Origin of the sequence: Streptomyces sp. NPDC097619, from assembly GCF_040302735.1 — a bacterium.
Lineage (GTDB): Bacteria > Actinomycetota > Actinomycetes > Streptomycetales > Streptomycetaceae > Streptomyces.
In genome coordinates this window covers 1-14,535 of record NZ_JBEOSD010000029.1, presented here as the reverse complement: position 1 = coordinate 14,535, position 14,535 = coordinate 1, and the positions used below count along the sequence as shown (strand labels likewise).

Genomic DNA, 14,535 nt, shown 5'->3' with positions numbered 1-14,535 from the left:
TCGGCCACCCACCGGCCCGACCCCCACCCTTTTTCGCAAAGGCAGGTCAAAAGGCTGACCGAACGGCCCCCGGCCCTACGCCCTCCGGCCGTACGCCCGACGACCCCGGACCCCGCTCCCGACACACCCGGCCGGGCTCCGGACGGGGCCCGCGGGACCCCGCCCCGACACCCTCAGAAGGCCCCCGGGTGCAGCTGCTCGCGGGTGGCCACGAACTGCTGCCGCACCGCCTGCCAGGCCGCCAGCTCCTCGCCCGCCTCGAACACCTGCACCGCCGCGCCCTGCCAGGCCGGCGGGGTGTGCGCGGCCAGCGTGCCCTGCGCCACGCCCAGCGCCCAGGCGGCCTGCCGGGCCGCGCCCAGCGCCGCGTAGTCCGCCGGCTGCGGCACCACGATCTGCGTGCCGAACAGCCCCGGGGCCGCCGCCTGCACCGCGGGCAGTTCCGCCGCGGCCCCCAGCAGGAACACCCGCCGGATCGCCACCCCGCGCGAACGCAGGACGTCCAGGGCGTCCGCCAGACCGCAGAGCATGCCCTCCACCGCGGCCCGCGCCAGGTGCTCCGGCTTCATCGAGTCCCGCCGCAGCCCGGTCAGGGTGCCCGCCGCGTGCGGCAGCTCCGGGGTCCGCTCGCCCTCCAGGTACGGCAGCAGCACCAGTCCGTGCGCGCCCGGCGTGGACTTCAGCGCCAGCTCCGACAGCCCGTCCAGGTCCGTGCCCAACAGCTCGGCGGTGCCGCGCAGCGCCCGGACCGCGTTCGAGGTGTACACGACCGGCAGGTGCAGCCCCGCCGCGTCGGCCAGGGAGGTGATGGTCCCCGAGGGCTCGGTCAGCGCCTCGTGGTGCACGGCCATCACGGAGCCGGAGGCCCCCAGCGAGACCACCGCGTCCCCGGGCGCCAGCCCCAACCCCAGGGCGGCGGCCATGGTCTCCCCGGTACCGGCCGAGATCAGCAGCCCCTCCGGAGTGGTGCCCGCCGCCTCGGCCGGGCCCAGCACCTCCGGCAGCACGGCCCGGTGCCCGAGCGCCAGCTCGACGAGGTCGGGCCGGTAGGAGCCGGTGGCGGGGGACCAGTAGCCGGTGCCGGAGGCCGCGCCGCGGTCGGTGGTCCGCCGGGCGGGCCGACCGAGGAGCTGCCAGACCAGCCAGTCGTGCGGCTGCATCAGCATGGCGGTGCGCCGGGCCGCCTCCGGTTCGGTGCGCGCCAGCCAGGCCAGCTTGGCCACGGGCTGCGCGGGCTGCGGGACGCTGCCCACCGCCTCGGCCCAGCCCTCCCGGCCGCCGAGGGCGTCCACCAGTTCCAGTGCCGCGACCTGCGCCCGCTTGTCGTTGCCGACGAGGGCGGGGCGGACCAGGTTCCCCGCGGAGTCCAGCGGCAGCAGCGCGTGTTGCTGGGCCGAGACCCCGATGGCCTGCACCCCTTCGAGCAGTCCGCCGCCGGCGGCCTCGCCCAGGGAGAGCAGCCAGGACTGCGGATCGGTCTCGTACGGTCTGCTCTCGCCCTCGGGCTGGGGATGGGGGGCATAGCCCTGCCGGAGTACGGCGCCCGTGTCCGTGTCGCAGACGACGATGCGAGTGAAGGCGGAAGAGCTGTCCAGCCCGGCGACTATCCCCATGCGGAAGATTCTGCCGCACCGGCGGGGCGGACCCGCCGGTGCGGTAGGCCGCTCAGGTGTTGCTGGTGCCCCACTCGTCCTCGTCTGCGGGGGAGCGTCCCGCGAAGGCGCGGATCCGGGCGCTGACCGTGTCGGGGACGGCGTCCCCCACCTTGTCGCCCACGGCGGCGAAGGCCCGCCCCGCGAACTGCCGCCCGGTCTGCGCGGCGGTCTCGGCCGTGTTGCGCACGGCCGGGTTCTGCGCGATCTCCCGTGCGGACTTCTTGATCTGCTCGTACCGCTCCCGCCCCGCACGCGTGCCGAGGACGTAGCCCAGGGCCAGTCCGGCGACGAACGTGAGCCTGTAGCGCATGGTCTGTCACCCTTCGTTGAGTCGGTGCCCGGCCGCCCCCGGGACCCCGCGGGATACCGATTGGCGGAGCACCCCCCTGCTTGCGCTAATCTATGTCTCGCAGCGAGCGACCGCCCCCCGGCAAGCCGGTGGGAGGACTGTTCGGTGCAACGCAGCAATCCCCTGTAGCTCAATTGGCAGAGCAGCCGGCTGTTAACCGGCAGGTTACTGGTTCGAGTCCAGTCGGGGGAGCGCGATCCCCTGTAGCTCAATTGGCAGAGCAGCCGGCTGTTAACCGGCAGGTTACTGGTTCGAGTCCAGTCGGGGGAGCTGATCGACAGAGGACCCAGGCGGGTCCTCTTTCGTGTTTTCCGGGCCCCTCCCGGGAACCGCCCACGGCTCGGAACGGTCTCACTCCGCGAGCGCAGCCGATCACGCGGGCCATCCGGAGCAGGAGATCGTATGAGCGGCTATGCTGCGGCAGACGGCGCGCACACATGTACGCGCCACGCCGTGGAGGGGCGGTAGCTCAGCCGGTTAGAGCAGCGGACTCATAATCCGTCGGCCGTGGGTTCGAGTCCCACCCGCCCCACCGCAGGGCCTGTCGCGCAGAAACGATGCGACCGGCTCGTTCAGTGCCCCGCCCGGGTCCACCGGGTCGGGGCACTTCGGCTTTTCGGGGGCGGTGCGCGGGGCGGTGACCCCGTTCGGGGCGCTCCCGCCGGGGGTGGGGCGGGGGCGCGGACCGCGGGCGTGCGGGACGCGGGCGTCCGGCCGGGCGGTGCGGGCCCGGTGCCGGTTACAGGTCCTCGGTGGCGTCGGCCAGGTGGTGGAGGACGTCCGCGAGGCTGCCGCGGCGGGCGTGGACGGCGCGTTGGCGGTGGGCGCCGGAGCCCTCCCGCAGCAGGTCCGTGAGGGCGGCCGAGGCGTGGCCGAGGTCGCCCGCGGCGGCCAGGGCCGGGGCGAGGTGGTCCAGCAGCGCTTCCGCGAGGGCGGCGGCGGGGACCTCGGCCCCCGTGTACGGGTCGAGGCCGTAGCCCTCCAGTCCGTCGTGCGCCGCCCGCCAGCGGGCGAGGCGGAGGATCTCGTCGCGGGGGACGGGGGAGGGGTCCCCGGCGTCCAGGTCACGGAGGGCGGTGGCGACGAGGGCCCGCCCGAGGGCGGCCTGGAGCACGGCCGCGTCGAGGTCGGGGGACATGTCGGGGGCCCGGATCTCCAGGGTGGGCCAGCTGCCCGAGGGGCGGAGGTCCCAGTAGACCATCTTGACGTCGAGGGCGGCCCCGGAGTTCAGCAGCAGCTGGACGGAGTGCCGGTAGTGCGCGGTGGAGGAGAAGTGCGGGGGCAGGCCCGCGGAGGGCCAGGAGCCCCAGGCCAGCGCGCGCCAGCTGGCGTGCCCGGTGTCCCGGCCGTCCCAGAAGGGGGAGTTGGCGCCGAGGGCGATCAGGGTGGGCAGCCAGGGGCGGATCCGGTTGGCCACGGCGACGGCGGTGTCGGTGTCGAGGGTGCCGACGTGGATGTGGCGGCCGCAGCCGATCAGGTTGTCGGTGAGGGCCCCGAACCGCTGGAACTGCTCGCGCTGGCGGGGTTCGTCGTGGTTCAGGTGGAGCGGGGCCTGCCGGGCCAGCACCGGGGAGGGGCTGGCGAGCAGCCGGCAGCCGTGCTCACGGGCGGCCTTGGCCAACAGGCGCCGCAGCGAGGCCAGTTCGTCGCGGAGTCCGATCGCGGTGGTGGCGACGGGGCTGGCGATCTCCAGCTGGTAGCGGGTGCCCTCGGAGTGGAGTTCGGGGCGGCCCCCGCCCACCGAGGCGAGCACCTCGGCGGCGACCGGGGCCAGCCGCCAGGTCCGGGGGTCCACGAGGAGGAACTCCTCCTCCACGCCGAGGGTGAGGGTCGCGGGAGCCGGGTCGGCCCCCCGCAGTCCGGTGCCGGTTCCGGAAGTTCCTGAAGTGCTCTTGCCAGGTTCGATCACTTCGCCTCCCTGGACATACGAGTCGTTTCATGATGAGCCGCCCCGAGGCTCCGGGCGAACGCTGTTTCGGTCAATCCCCGGTAAACAAAGGCGAGTTCAACGGGTACCCCGATGCGAACGGCAGATGTGCGGGAGGCGTGGACGGGCCCGTGGGGAAGGGGCGGACGGGGGGTGTCCGCCCAGCGGGAATCCGTTTTCGGTCGCGAAGCGGGACGGTTAGCATCGCGTGTGACTCGAACGACCTCGGACATACCCGGCCCGGAGGGCCCCGACGCCCGCGGCACGGACCTCCCGGGGGCGGACGACACCCCCGCGCCGGACCCGAAGGCCGCCCCGCCGGACCCCGCCCCGCGCCGCTCCCGGATCTTCGCCGACCTCACCCCGCTGCGGGAGTCGGCGGACTACCGGCGGCTGTGGACCGGCAACACCATCTCCTGGCTCGGCCAGGGCATGACGGCCCTCGCGATCTCCCTCCAGGTGTACGACATCACCGGCTCCAGCTTCTCCGTGGGCCTGGTCGGGCTCTTCTCGCTGGTGCCGCTGGTGGTGTTCGGGCTGTACGGCGGGGCCATCGCGGACACCGTGGACCGGCGCAAGCTCGGTCTGTACAGCGCCGCCGGGGCCGCCGGACTGTCGGTGGCCCTGGCCGCCGCCGCCCTCGCCGGCTACCACCGGGTCTGGTTCCTCTACACCGTGGTGGCCCTCCAGGCGGTGTGCTTCGCGTTGATCTCGCCCGCCCGCAACGCCATGATCCCCAAGCTGCTGCCGCCCGAGCAGCTGCCCGCCGCGAACGCCCTCGGCTCCGTCACCAACACCACCGGCATGATGGCCGGGCCGATGCTCGGCGGACTGATCGTGGGCTGGTGGGGCTACCAGGCGGCCTACCTCATCGACGCCGTCACCTTCGCCGCCGCCCTGTACGCGATGTGGCGGCTGCCCCCGATGAAGCCCGACCGCGCCGGGGACAAGCGGGGCCGGGCCTCCGTCCTGGACGGGCTGCGGTTCCTCGCCACCCGCCCCAACGTCCGCATGACCTTCTTCTCCGACATGTGCGCCATGGTCCTGGCCCACCCCCGCGCGCTGTTCCCGGCCGTCGCCGTGCTCTGGTACGACGGGGACGCCAGGACGGTCGGTCTGCTGGTCGCCGCGCCGGCGGTCGGCGCGCTGCTCGGCGGGCTGTTCTCCGGGTGGACCGGCCGGATCCGGCGGCACGGGCTGGCCATCCTGGTGTCGGTGGCCGCCTGGGGCACCGCGATCGCCGTCTTCGGTCTCACCCGGGACCTCTGGTGGGGGCTGTTCTTCCTGGCCCTGGCGGGCTGGTCCGACACGGTGTCCATGGTGTTCCGCAGCACGATGCTCCAGACCGCCACCCCCGACGAGATGCGCGGCCGGCTCCAGGGCGTGTTCATCGTGGTGGTGGCGGGCGGCCCGCGGCTCGGCGACTTCCTCGCCGGGGTGACCGCCGACCTCGCCTCGCCCCGGACCGCCATCACCGGCGGCGGGATCGCGTGCGTGCTCGCGGTGGCCGTGCTCGGGGCCCGCTGGCGCGGATTCGCCCGCTACGACGCCCGCGACCCGCAACCCTGACCGGCCCCTCGGCGCCCGACCGAGCGCCGGCCGAGCCCTCGGCGCCGACCGCGCCCCGACCGCGTCCCGCGCCCCGTGGTGCGACCGCGCGTCCCGGGCTCAGGCCGGGGCGACCACGCCGCGGGCCACGCCCAGCTCGACCAGGTCCTGGGGGCGCAGGCGCAGTTGGTCGGCGGTGCGCGGGGCCTGGTCGGCGGGGCGCTTGAGGATGGCCGTGGCCAACTCGGGTGCGATCACCGAGAAGTAGCTGTCCGGGGTGACCCAGGTGTTGCCGGGCGCGGCCAGGGCCAGTGCCCCGCCCGAGCCGCCCTCGCCGATGAGCAGGGTGGTGACGGGCACCCGGGCCCCGGCGACCGCGGCGAAGGTGCCCGCGATGGCGGCGCCCGCGCCGGCCCGTTCGGCAACCGCGTCATTGGCGGCGCCGGGGGTGTCCACCAGGGTGAGGACGGGGATGCCGAGCCGGTCGGCCAGCGAGATCAGCCGGGTCGCGGTGCGGTAGCCGGCCGGGCGGGTGGCGGTGCCGCACTGGGCGGCGTAGGCCACGGTGCGGCCCTGGTGCAGGCCGAAGCCGCACCGCACGCCCGGGTCGGTGCCGCCCGCCCGGTCGCCGGAGAGCTCGCGGCGCAGCTCGAAGTAGGAGTCCAGGTAGGCGTCCGCGCGGGGGCGGCCCGGGTGTCGGGCCTGCCGGACGGCCTCCCAACCCGAGGCGGGCTCGGGGGCCGCGGCCAGCGCGGCGGGCGGCTCGGCGGGCTCGGGGGTCCCTTCCCCCTCGGCGCCGGCACCGGCTCCGGCGGGGAAGCCGGGGCCGGCCGGACCGGCGGGGCCGGGGGCGAGGAGCAGCAGCCAGTCGGCGAGCGCGGCCCGCAGCCGGGCGGCCGGTACGACCTCGTCCACGTGGCCGCCGGCGTACTGGCTCTCCGCCGTGTACGCGGCCGGATCGGCGTCGGCGGGCCGCACCCGGGAGCCCGCGAAGCCGACCTGTGCCCCCGGCAGCGCCAGCACCACGTCGGCGCCCGCCCCGAGCGTGGCCCAGCCGCCACCGGTGGTCGGGTCGCGCAACACGGCCAGCTGGGGCAGGCCCGCGGACCGGGTCAGTACCGACTGCCGTGCCACCCGCTGGAGTTGGGTGAGGGCGAGCATGCCCTCCTGCATCCGGGAGCCGCCGGTGGCGATCAACGAGACCAGCGGCAGGCGTCGTGCGCGGGCCAGGGCGTAGGCGGCCTCCAGCCGGTCACCGGTGCGCTGCCCGAGGGAGCCGCCGAGGAACAGGAACTCGAAGGAGACGAGGACGGTCTCGCGGCCGCCGATCCGGGCGGTGCCGCAGACCACCGACTCCTCCTCGCCGGTGCGGTCCGCCGCGCGGGCCCGGGAGTCGTCGTACCCCTCCCAGCCCAGTGGCCCGTCGGCCGGGGTCGGGCCCGGCGGCACGGCCGGGGCGGGCAGCTCGGTGAAGCTGCCCGGGTCGGTCACGGCGGCCAGGGCCTCACGGGCGGAGAGCCGCGGGGCGGCCGGGGCCGGGCCGGGGCCGGCGGGGGAGGGCTGCGCCCCGGGCTCAGCCATGGAGGGACCTCTTCATGATCTTCCCGAGGTCGTTGCGCGGCAGGGCGTCGAGGTAGTGGACCGTCCGGGGCCGCTTGTGCGGGGCGAGGGTGCGGGCCACGTGGTCGGCCAACTCGTCGGCGGTGGGCGGGCGGTCCGGGTCGGCGGGCACGATCCAGGCGGTGACCCGTTCCCCGAGGTCCGGGTCGGGCTCGCCGGTGACGGCGGCCTCGCGGACCCGCGGGTGGTCCAGGAGGGCGTTCTCGATCTCGCCCGCGCCGATCTTGAACCCGCCGCTCTTGATCAGGTCGGTGGCCTTCCGGCCGACGATCCGCACGTGTCCGGCGGCGTCCCGGGTGGCCATGTCACCGGTGCGGAACCAGCCGTCCGCGGTGAAGGCGGCGGCGGTGGCGTCGGGCCGGTTCAGGTACGCGGTGAAGAGGTTCGGGCCGCGCACCTGGATCTCCCCGATGGTCTCCCCGTCCGCGGAAGCGGTCGGGGCCAGCGCGGAGCCGTCCTCGTCCACCAGGCGCAGTTCCACCCCGCGCACCGGCACGCCCACGGTGCCCGGCGCGGAGGCCGCGTCGTCGGCGCGTACGCTGGTGTTCATCAGGGTCTCCGTCATCCCGTACCGCTCGATCACGCGGCGGCCGGTGGCGGCGGAGATCCGCTCGTGGTCGTGCAGCGGCAGCCCCGCCGAACCGGAGACCAGCAGCCGGGCCCCGGTGAGGGCGGCGGCGAGCCCCGGGTCCCCGGACACCGCGCCGGCCAGCCGGTGGTACATGGTCGGCACCCCGAACAGCATGGTGCCGCCCGCCGCGAGGGCGGCGGTCACGCCCTCGGGGGAGAAGGAGCCGAGGTGGTGCACGGTCCCGCCGCGGCGCAGCGGTCCCAGCGTGCCGAGCACCAGCCCGTGCACGTGGAACAGCGGCAGCGCGTGCACCACGGTGTCGGACTCCGTCCACTCCCAGGAGTCCTCCAGGGCGTCCAGGGTGGCCGCGACGGCCCGCCGCGGCAGAAGGGCCCCCTTGGGCGGGCCGGTGGTGCCGGAGGTGTAGATCACGAAGGCGGTGTCCTCGGGGCCGGTGGCCCCCGCGCCCGGGGGCGCCTCCGTCGGGACGTCCGTGGGGACGTCCGTCGGGACGTCCGTACGGGGCAGCTCCTCCAGGCCTGCGGGCAGTTCGACCCCGGCGGCGGCGAGCACGAGGGCGGGGGTGCTGTCGGCCAGGATGTGCGCCAGCTCCCGTTCGCCCGTCTTCGGGTTCAGGGGGACGACCGGCACACCGGCCCGCAGGGCCGCGACCGCGGCGACCGCCGTCTCCAGCGAGGGCGTGGCCCACAACGCCACCCGCCCCGCGCCGCCGATCCGCTCGGCCAGCGCGGCCGAGGCCGCCGCCAGCCCGGCGTAGGTGAGGGCGCGTCCACCGAACCGCAGGGCGGTCCGGTCCGGGTGCGGGAGCGCGTCGAGGGCGGGGAAAAGGGTGGCCACGGCCTCACCTTAGGCGTTCACGGGAGGGGAAGGGCGATCTTCACCGCGTAGACGGCAACCAGTCCGTAACCCGCCCGGAAGGTCCAGGCGCGGGCCCGCGCGGAGATCCGCGCACCGGCGAAGGAACCCGCCGTCACCAGCAGTTGCTGCCAGACCAACGAGGCCAGCAGCACCGCCCCGGTGAACACCACCGCCGCCGGTCCACCGGCCAGCGAGGCGCCCTGCGCGGTGGTCAGCGCCGCGAAGTACAGGGCGGTGGTGGGGTTCACGGCCGTCAGCGCGGCGAACCGGAGGAAGGCCCGCACGGCCCCGCCCGACGCCGTGTCGCCGCCCGCCGGACCGCCCGCCCGGGCGTCCCCCGCGCCGGCGGCGGAGGCGTCCTCGGCCACCACCGGCCCCGGCCCGCGCGAGCGGTACAGCCCCGTGCCCGCCAGGGTCAGCAGGATCACGGCCGACAGCAGCCGCACCCACGCCTCCACCCCGCCGAGCGCCTGCGCCACCAGCGGGCCCACGGCCGTCGCCAGCCCCGCGTACGCCATGTCCACCACCGCCACGGCGGCCGCCGCCGCGTGCGCGGCCCGGCGCGGGCCCCGCATGCTCTCCTGCACCAGCAGCACCCCGATGGCCCCCACCGGCACTGCCACGCCCAGCCCCGCGGCGGCTCCCGCCACCGCGGTCGTCGTCAGTTCGCTCATGCCGGACAGTAGGCGGCCCGCGGTGCGCGGAGTGCGGGCGCGTTCCGGCCGTGACTGCGACAATCGCGGGATGGACCGCATCGACAGGGAGATCCTCGGCGTCCTCCAGCGGGATGCGCGGATCTCGTACCGCGACCTCGGCGTCCGGGTCGGACTCAGCGCCAACGCCGCCGCCGACCGGGTGCGCCGGATGCGCCGCGACGGAGTGATCCGAGGCTTCACCACCCTGGTGGACCCGGCCGCGGAGGGCGGCGGCGGGCTGGTCGTCTTCATCGACGTCACCCTGCGCCTGGACGCCACCAACGAGGAGTTCGAGAAGGCGGTGGCCCGACTCCCCGGGATCACCGAGGTGGTGCACGTCACCGGGGAGCACGACTACCTGGTGCGGGCCCGGGCCGCGGACCCGGCCGCCCTCGACGGACTGCTGCGGCGCCTCAAGAAGGAGGCGGGCGTCGCCCACTCCAACACCCGCATCGCCCTGCGCGCCGCCACCCGCCCCGCCCCCTGAGCCCGGCCCCGAACCGCCCCGGGGCTCCGGCCCGGGTCGCGCCGCCTACAGGGCGGAGGACCAGGTCACGGTGGTGCCCCGGCCGCTGCCCGGCCCGCCGCGACCGTCGTCGCGGACCGTCAGGCGCACCCCGGCCGGATCCGCCGCCACCGACACCTCGATGGAGGTGACCTCGGCCCGCCGGTGGGCCGCCGCCAGCGCGCCCCGCAGCGCCGACAGCAGATCGGCCGCCACCCCGTCCCGCACCAGCGCGTCCACCGCGCCCGTGAACGTCACCGAGGGCTGGAACCCCAGCAGCACCGCCGCCCCGCCGGTCTCGCGCAGCACCCGGCCGCGGAAGGTCGCGGGCGCGTCGGAGGGCGGCTGCTGGAGCGCGAAGATCGCGGTCCGGACCTCCTGGATCGTGGAGTCCAGCTCGTCCACGGCCCGCCCCAACTCGTCCCCGACGGCCTCGGTCTCCGGCTCGACCGCCGCCGCGCCCCGCCGCCGGGTGGCGTCCAGCATCATCTCGGTGGCGAACAGCCGCTGCACCACCAGGTCGTGCAGGTCCCGGGCGATCCGGTCGCGGTCCTCGTACACGGCGAGCCGCTCCCGGTCGTGCTGGGCGTCGGCCAGGACCAGGGCCAGCGCCGCCTGGGAGGCGAACTGCGAGGCCAGCAGCCGGTCCACGGCGTCGTAGGGCCGGCCGCCGCGGTGCCGGGGGAGGGCCAGGGTGCCGATCAGCTGGCCGCCGCTCTGGAGGGGCAGCAGCATGCTGGGGCCGAACCGTTCCCGGACGTGCGTGGTCATCCGCGGGTCGGTGGCCGAGTCCGCCACGAACACCGGCTCCCCGCCCAGCAGCTGTGCCAGCACCGGGCTGCCCGGGGCGATGGTGGTGCCGACGATCCCGGCGGGGTCCTCGTGGGTGGAGGCGGCGACGATCTCCATACCGCCCTCCCGGGTCGGCTGGAGGATCACTCCGGCCGCGGCGTCCGCCAGCAGGCGGGCCCGTTCGGCCACGCACATCAGGGCGTCCTCGGCGGGGCTGCCCGCGAGCAGGGTGGTGGTGACGGCCGCGGCCCCCTCGATCCACCGCTCGCGGCGGCGGGCGGTGTCGTAGAGCCGGGCGTTGCCGATCGCTATCCCGGCCTGGGAGGCGAGGACCCGCAGCAGGGCGAGGTCGGCCTCGGTGAAGGAGCCGCCGTCCTGCCGGTCGGTGAGGTACAGGTTCCCGAAGACCTCGGTGTGCACCCGGATGGGGACGCCGACGAACCCGCGCATCGGCGGGTGGCCCGGCGGGAAGCCGGCGGCCCGCGGGTCGGCGGCGAGGTCGGGGACGAGGAGCGGGCGGGGGTCGCGGATCAGGGCGCCGAGCAGCCCCGACCGCCCGTCGGGCAGTCGGGGGATCCGGGCGCGCTCCTCCTCCGTCATCCCGGAGGTGATCAGCTCGGTGAGGCGGCCGCCGGTCTCGGCGTCCGGCTCGATGACGCCGAGGGCCCCGTAGCGGGCGCCGCACAACGCCCGGGCGGAGTCCACGATGTGCTGGAGCGTGCTGCGCAGCTCCAGCTCCGAGCCCACGCTGAGCACGGCCTCCAGGAGGACGGGCAGGGCCTGCCCCGGACCGGGGTCCGGACCGGGGTCCGGTCCGGGGTCGGGGCGGGGGTCTCGGGGGGTGCCGGCGGTTCCGGGCTCGGGGCTCACGCGGTCACTCGGAGAGCGGGTCCAGGACCATGGGGGCGATCTTTCCTTCCAGCATCGCGCCGAGACCGAGCACGGCGCACACGTCGGGCCGTTCCGCGATGTGCACGGGCATGCCGGTGGCCACGCGCAGCATCTGGTCCAGGCCCGGCAGCAGGGCGCTGCCTCCCACCATCATGATCCCCCGGTCCGTCAGGTCGGCGACCAGGTCCGGCGGGCAGTCCCGGAGCACCTTGCCGATGCCGTCGAGGACGGCGGTGAGCGGGGTGTGGATGGCGTCGCGGACGGCTGCGGTGTCCACGTGGACCGAGCGGGCCAGGCCGGTGGCCACGTCCCGGCCGTGGATCAGGGTGGAGGCCGGTCCGTGCTCGGTGAGGCCGTTGCCGTGCAGGGCGAGCTGGAGGGGGCGGACGGCCTGGCTCGGCAGCATCAGCTCGTGCTGGTGGCGGAGGTGCTGCACGATCGCGTGGTCCACGGCGTCGCCGCCGACGCCGACCCGTTCGGCGGTGACGATGGAGCCGAGGGAGAGCACGGCGATCTGGGTGGCCGCGGCCCCGCACACCATGATCATGGTGGCGGTGGGTTGTTCCACGGGGAGGCCGCAGCCGACGGCCGCCGCGATCAGGGTGTCCACCAGCTCCACCCGGCGGGCGCCGAGGCCGACGAGGGTCTCGACGGCGGCGCGCTGCGCGAGCGGGTCGGCGTCGTGCGGGGTGCAGGCGGCGGCCCGGAGCCGGGGCTTGCGGCGCAGCGCGCGGCGCAGCTTCTCGCCGAGCAGGTGACGGAGCATCCGCTGGGCCATCTCGATGTCGACGACGGTGCCGCCGGAGACGGGGCGGACCACGCGGATGTAGTCGGGGGTGCGGCCCGTCATCCGCTCCGCGAAGGAGCCGACGGCGATGAGCGCGCCGGTGCGGATGTTGACGGCCGCGACGCTGGGCTCGTCGACGACCAGTCCGGCGCCCTTGACGTAGACGCGGGTGCGGGCGGCTCCCAGGTCGACGGCGATGTGGCAGCGGCGCAGCTGCTCGAGGCTGACGGTCACGGCTGATCCTCCCGAGGCGGTGGTGCGGGGTCGGTGCGGTGGTGCGGGGCGGTCCGGAGGGGCTTCCGGAGGGCCCGGAACCCCTGATCTTCATTCGCATCATTTCGGGCAAAACGGACATATGCCGCGTTGGGGTGGTCCGGTCGGGGGGATGGGGGCGCTGGGCCGCGAGGGTCGGAAGGTGCTGCACGGGGGTGGTCTTCTGGCGTGTCGGGCCCCACCATGCCGCTACTACTCACGCGTAACCGGATAAGGGAGACGCCGTGCTGACGGTCCGCCAGAAAATGGCCGCCCTCTTCGCCCTGATCGCCCTCCTGCTCGCCCCGCTCCCGGCCGGAGCCGCCGAACGGGTGGTCAGAACCGGCTCCGACCAGGCACTTCTCCGCAATCCGGTGGTGTTCGTCCACGGTTACAACGCCGACCCGGGCGTCTGGGGGAGCCTCCGCGCCGACCTACGGGCCGACGGGTACGCCGACTCGCAGCTGTTCTCCTGGGGTTACGACACCCACCAGTCCGTGAACGAGGTCCTCGCCGGCCGCTTCGCCGAGTACGTGGCCCAGGTCCGCCGCCAGACCGGCGCCGCGCAGGTGGACGTGGTCGCGCACTCCTTCGGCTCCCTGGTCAGCCGCTGGTACCTCAAGCACGGCGGCGGCACCTCCTCCGTGGCCCGCTGGGTCTCCCTGGCGGGTCCCAACCACGGCACGTACATCAGCTGGGGGTGCGTCATCTGGGACCAGGCGTGCCGGGACATGAGCCCCGGCTCGTACGTGCAGCGCAAGCTCGCCGAGGGCGACGAGACCCCCGGGAGCACGGCCTACGCCACCTTCTGGTCGGACTGCGACGAGGTCATCAACCCCGACGGCAGCGTCCCGCTGAGCGGCGCCCTGAACACCTACGCGGGCTGCCTCGAGCACAACGAACTGCTCGGCGACGACGGGGTCTCCGCGGGCGTCCGGGCCTTCCTCGGCAGCTGACCGGCCGGCGGCCACCCTCCCGGCGGCCGACCTCCCGGTACCTGACGGACCGGCGGCCGGGCCCTCCGCGCCGCCTCAGCCCCCGGGGAACTCCCACCGCTGGAGCAGCCCCCAGGTGAACTCCGCCACGCAGGCCCGCCCGGTGCCCGGCTCCGCGAACGCGAGCCGCCACCGGGTGGGCGCGCCGCCCTCCATCGGGCGCACCGGCGCGAAGGCCCGCGCCACCTCGTCCACCGTGCAGGACCACGGGCGCAGGTCCGCCGTCGAGGCGGGCCGGTACGGGGGCTCGCCCGGGGCCCGCACCAGCCACTCGTTCCACACCTCCCCGCCCGGCCCGGCCATCACCTCGAAGCGCAACGAGGGCCACAGCGGCAGGGCCCAGAGCAGCACCTCGCACTCCAGGTCGCCGACCCGCCGCCGGCCCGTGGACTCCGGAGGCCCCAGCACCGACCGGTACCGGGCCAGGGCCCCGCGGGACCGCGGCGAGCGGACCATGGCCTGCCAGCGCCGGTTCGCCTCCCGCTGGTCGGCCGCGGAGGCCCCCAGGGAACGCCTGGCCTCCTCGACCCGTTCGGGCTGGAAGTCGGCCATCCGACGGAGCAGGACCAACTGGAAGGCGGCCTTGCCGAAGGGGGCGGCGGGCTGGGGCGCGGCGGTCATGCGACCAGATTTCCCCATGGACGGATTTCCACACAGGATCCTTACAGGCCCGGGACCTCCCCGTGCCCGCCCGGCACGTAGCCTGCGGGCGCCATGGACTACTGCCACTCCTGCCGCAGGCACCTCAACGGCGCGCTGGCCTGTGCCGGCTGTGGAACCCCCGCCGACCTGCTCGCCGCCCGCCCCGCGGCCCCCGCCCCGGCCCCGTACCCGGACGCCGGTGCGTACCCGGACGCGGGGGCTCACCCGGACGCCGGCGCGTACGGCCCCGGGGAACCGCCCGCCGGACCCTTCGGCGCCCCCCAGGCCCCGCCTCCGTACGGCGGCGCGGACGGGCCCGCCACGGGCGAGCTGCCCGCCGTACGGCTGGGGTCCGCCGAGCCCGCCGGCCGCCGGGTCGCGCCCGGGGGCCGCCGGGGCGGGCGCCGCCGGGCCGCCGCCGCGCGAC

The 14,535-nt window shown here is 75.8% G+C and carries 13 protein-coding genes and 3 tRNA genes; 7 read left to right on the top strand and 9 right to left on the bottom strand.

The features are described from left to right. Nucleotides 1–173: 173 nt before the first annotated feature. Both ABTZ17_RS11080 and ABTZ17_RS11075 read right to left on the bottom strand, forming a co-directional pair. Complete coding sequence (locus ABTZ17_RS11080) at nucleotides 174–1,613, bottom strand: FGGY family carbohydrate kinase (RefSeq protein WP_352195267.1); 1,440 nt, start codon at nucleotides 1,611–1,613, stop codon at nucleotides 174–176. A gap of 52 nt (nucleotides 1,614–1,665) precedes the next feature. Continuing rightward, nucleotides 1,666–1,965 carry a YtxH domain-containing protein gene (locus ABTZ17_RS11075; RefSeq protein WP_352195266.1) on the bottom strand — a complete coding sequence of 100 codons (300 nt, stop codon included), beginning with the start codon at nucleotides 1,963–1,965 and terminating at the stop codon, nucleotides 1,666–1,668. A 158-nt stretch (nucleotides 1,966–2,123) separates the two neighbouring features. Between ABTZ17_RS11075 and ABTZ17_RS11070 the strand changes: the two genes are divergently transcribed. The 3 genes from ABTZ17_RS11070 to ABTZ17_RS11060 all read left to right on the top strand — a co-directional run bounded on the left by ABTZ17_RS11070 (nucleotide 2,124) and on the right by ABTZ17_RS11060 (nucleotide 2,536). After that, nucleotides 2,124–2,196: transfer RNA gene (locus tag ABTZ17_RS11070), tRNA-Asn, on the top strand. A 5-nt stretch (nucleotides 2,197–2,201) separates the two neighbouring features. Beyond that, nucleotides 2,202–2,274, top strand: a tRNA-Asn gene (locus ABTZ17_RS11065). A gap of 188 nt (nucleotides 2,275–2,462) precedes the next feature. After that, nucleotides 2,463–2,536 (top strand) — tRNA-Ile (locus tag ABTZ17_RS11060). A gap of 207 nt (nucleotides 2,537–2,743) precedes the next feature. Here ABTZ17_RS11060 and ABTZ17_RS11055 read toward each other — a convergent pair. Beyond that, entirely contained in the window at nucleotides 2,744–3,913 is a 1,170-nt protein-coding gene (locus tag ABTZ17_RS11055; protein WP_352195265.1) for a carboxylate-amine ligase, read from the bottom strand. A gap of 249 nt (nucleotides 3,914–4,162) precedes the next feature. Here ABTZ17_RS11055 and ABTZ17_RS11050 point away from each other — a divergent pair, with 249 nt between their 5' ends. Further along, a complete protein-coding gene (locus ABTZ17_RS11050) occupies nucleotides 4,163–5,500 on the top strand; it encodes an MFS transporter (RefSeq protein WP_502994642.1) in 1,338 nt (445 codons plus the stop codon). 99 nt (nucleotides 5,501–5,599) lie between these two features. On the opposite strand, the gene ABTZ17_RS11045 is transcribed toward ABTZ17_RS11050, so the two are convergent. Genes ABTZ17_RS11045 through ABTZ17_RS11035 form a run of 3 tightly spaced genes read right to left on the bottom strand, consistent with a single transcriptional unit; the run spans nucleotide 5,600 to nucleotide 9,223 of the window. Beyond that, nucleotides 5,600–7,060: a carboxyl transferase domain-containing protein gene (locus ABTZ17_RS11045; protein ID WP_352195264.1), complete on the bottom strand. Its 1,461-nt coding sequence runs from the start codon at nucleotides 7,058–7,060 to the stop codon at nucleotides 5,600–5,602. Then, nucleotides 7,053–8,528 (bottom strand): acyl-CoA synthetase, encoded by a 1,476-nt coding sequence (locus tag ABTZ17_RS11040; RefSeq protein ID WP_352195263.1) that lies wholly within the window; start codon nucleotides 8,526–8,528, stop codon nucleotides 7,053–7,055. Before ABTZ17_RS11040 ends, ABTZ17_RS11045 begins: the two co-directional genes overlap by 8 nt. A gap of 17 nt (nucleotides 8,529–8,545) precedes the next feature. Then, on the bottom strand, nucleotides 8,546–9,223 hold the full coding sequence (locus ABTZ17_RS11035) for a LysE family transporter (RefSeq protein ID WP_352195262.1): 678 nt from the start codon (nucleotides 9,221–9,223) through the stop codon (nucleotides 8,546–8,548). A 70-nt stretch (nucleotides 9,224–9,293) separates the two neighbouring features. Between ABTZ17_RS11035 and ABTZ17_RS11030 the strand changes: the two genes are divergently transcribed. After that, nucleotides 9,294–9,731: an Lrp/AsnC family transcriptional regulator gene (locus ABTZ17_RS11030; protein WP_352195261.1), complete on the top strand. Its 438-nt coding sequence runs from the start codon at nucleotides 9,294–9,296 to the stop codon at nucleotides 9,729–9,731. A 45-nt stretch (nucleotides 9,732–9,776) separates the two neighbouring features. On the opposite strand, the gene ABTZ17_RS11025 is transcribed toward ABTZ17_RS11030, so the two are convergent. Together ABTZ17_RS11025 and ABTZ17_RS11020 are read right to left on the bottom strand one after the other, a co-directional pair. Continuing rightward, the gene (locus tag ABTZ17_RS11025; protein WP_502994640.1) at nucleotides 9,777–11,411 is read right to left on the bottom strand and encodes a sensor histidine kinase; all 1,635 of its coding nucleotides are present in this window, start codon (nucleotides 11,409–11,411) and stop codon (nucleotides 9,777–9,779) included. A 4-nt stretch (nucleotides 11,412–11,415) separates the two neighbouring features. Further along, on the bottom strand, nucleotides 11,416–12,453 hold the full coding sequence (locus ABTZ17_RS11020) for a rod shape-determining protein (RefSeq protein ID WP_352195260.1): 1,038 nt from the start codon (nucleotides 12,451–12,453) through the stop codon (nucleotides 11,416–11,418). A 263-nt stretch (nucleotides 12,454–12,716) separates the two neighbouring features. On the opposite strand from ABTZ17_RS11020, the gene ABTZ17_RS11015 reads away from it, so the two are divergent. After that, nucleotides 12,717–13,427 (top strand): esterase/lipase family protein, encoded by a 711-nt coding sequence (locus ABTZ17_RS11015; protein ID WP_352195259.1) that lies wholly within the window; start codon nucleotides 12,717–12,719, stop codon nucleotides 13,425–13,427. 75 nt (nucleotides 13,428–13,502) lie between these two features. On the opposite strand, the gene ABTZ17_RS11010 is transcribed toward ABTZ17_RS11015, so the two are convergent. Then, a complete protein-coding gene (locus ABTZ17_RS11010) occupies nucleotides 13,503–14,087 on the bottom strand; it encodes a hypothetical protein (RefSeq protein ID WP_352195258.1) in 585 nt (194 codons plus the stop codon). A 93-nt stretch (nucleotides 14,088–14,180) separates the two neighbouring features. On the opposite strand from ABTZ17_RS11010, the gene ABTZ17_RS11005 reads away from it, so the two are divergent. Next, a partial coding sequence (locus ABTZ17_RS11005) for an SCO2400 family protein (protein WP_502994639.1) occupies nucleotides 14,181–14,535 on the top strand: 355 nt, incomplete at its 3' end.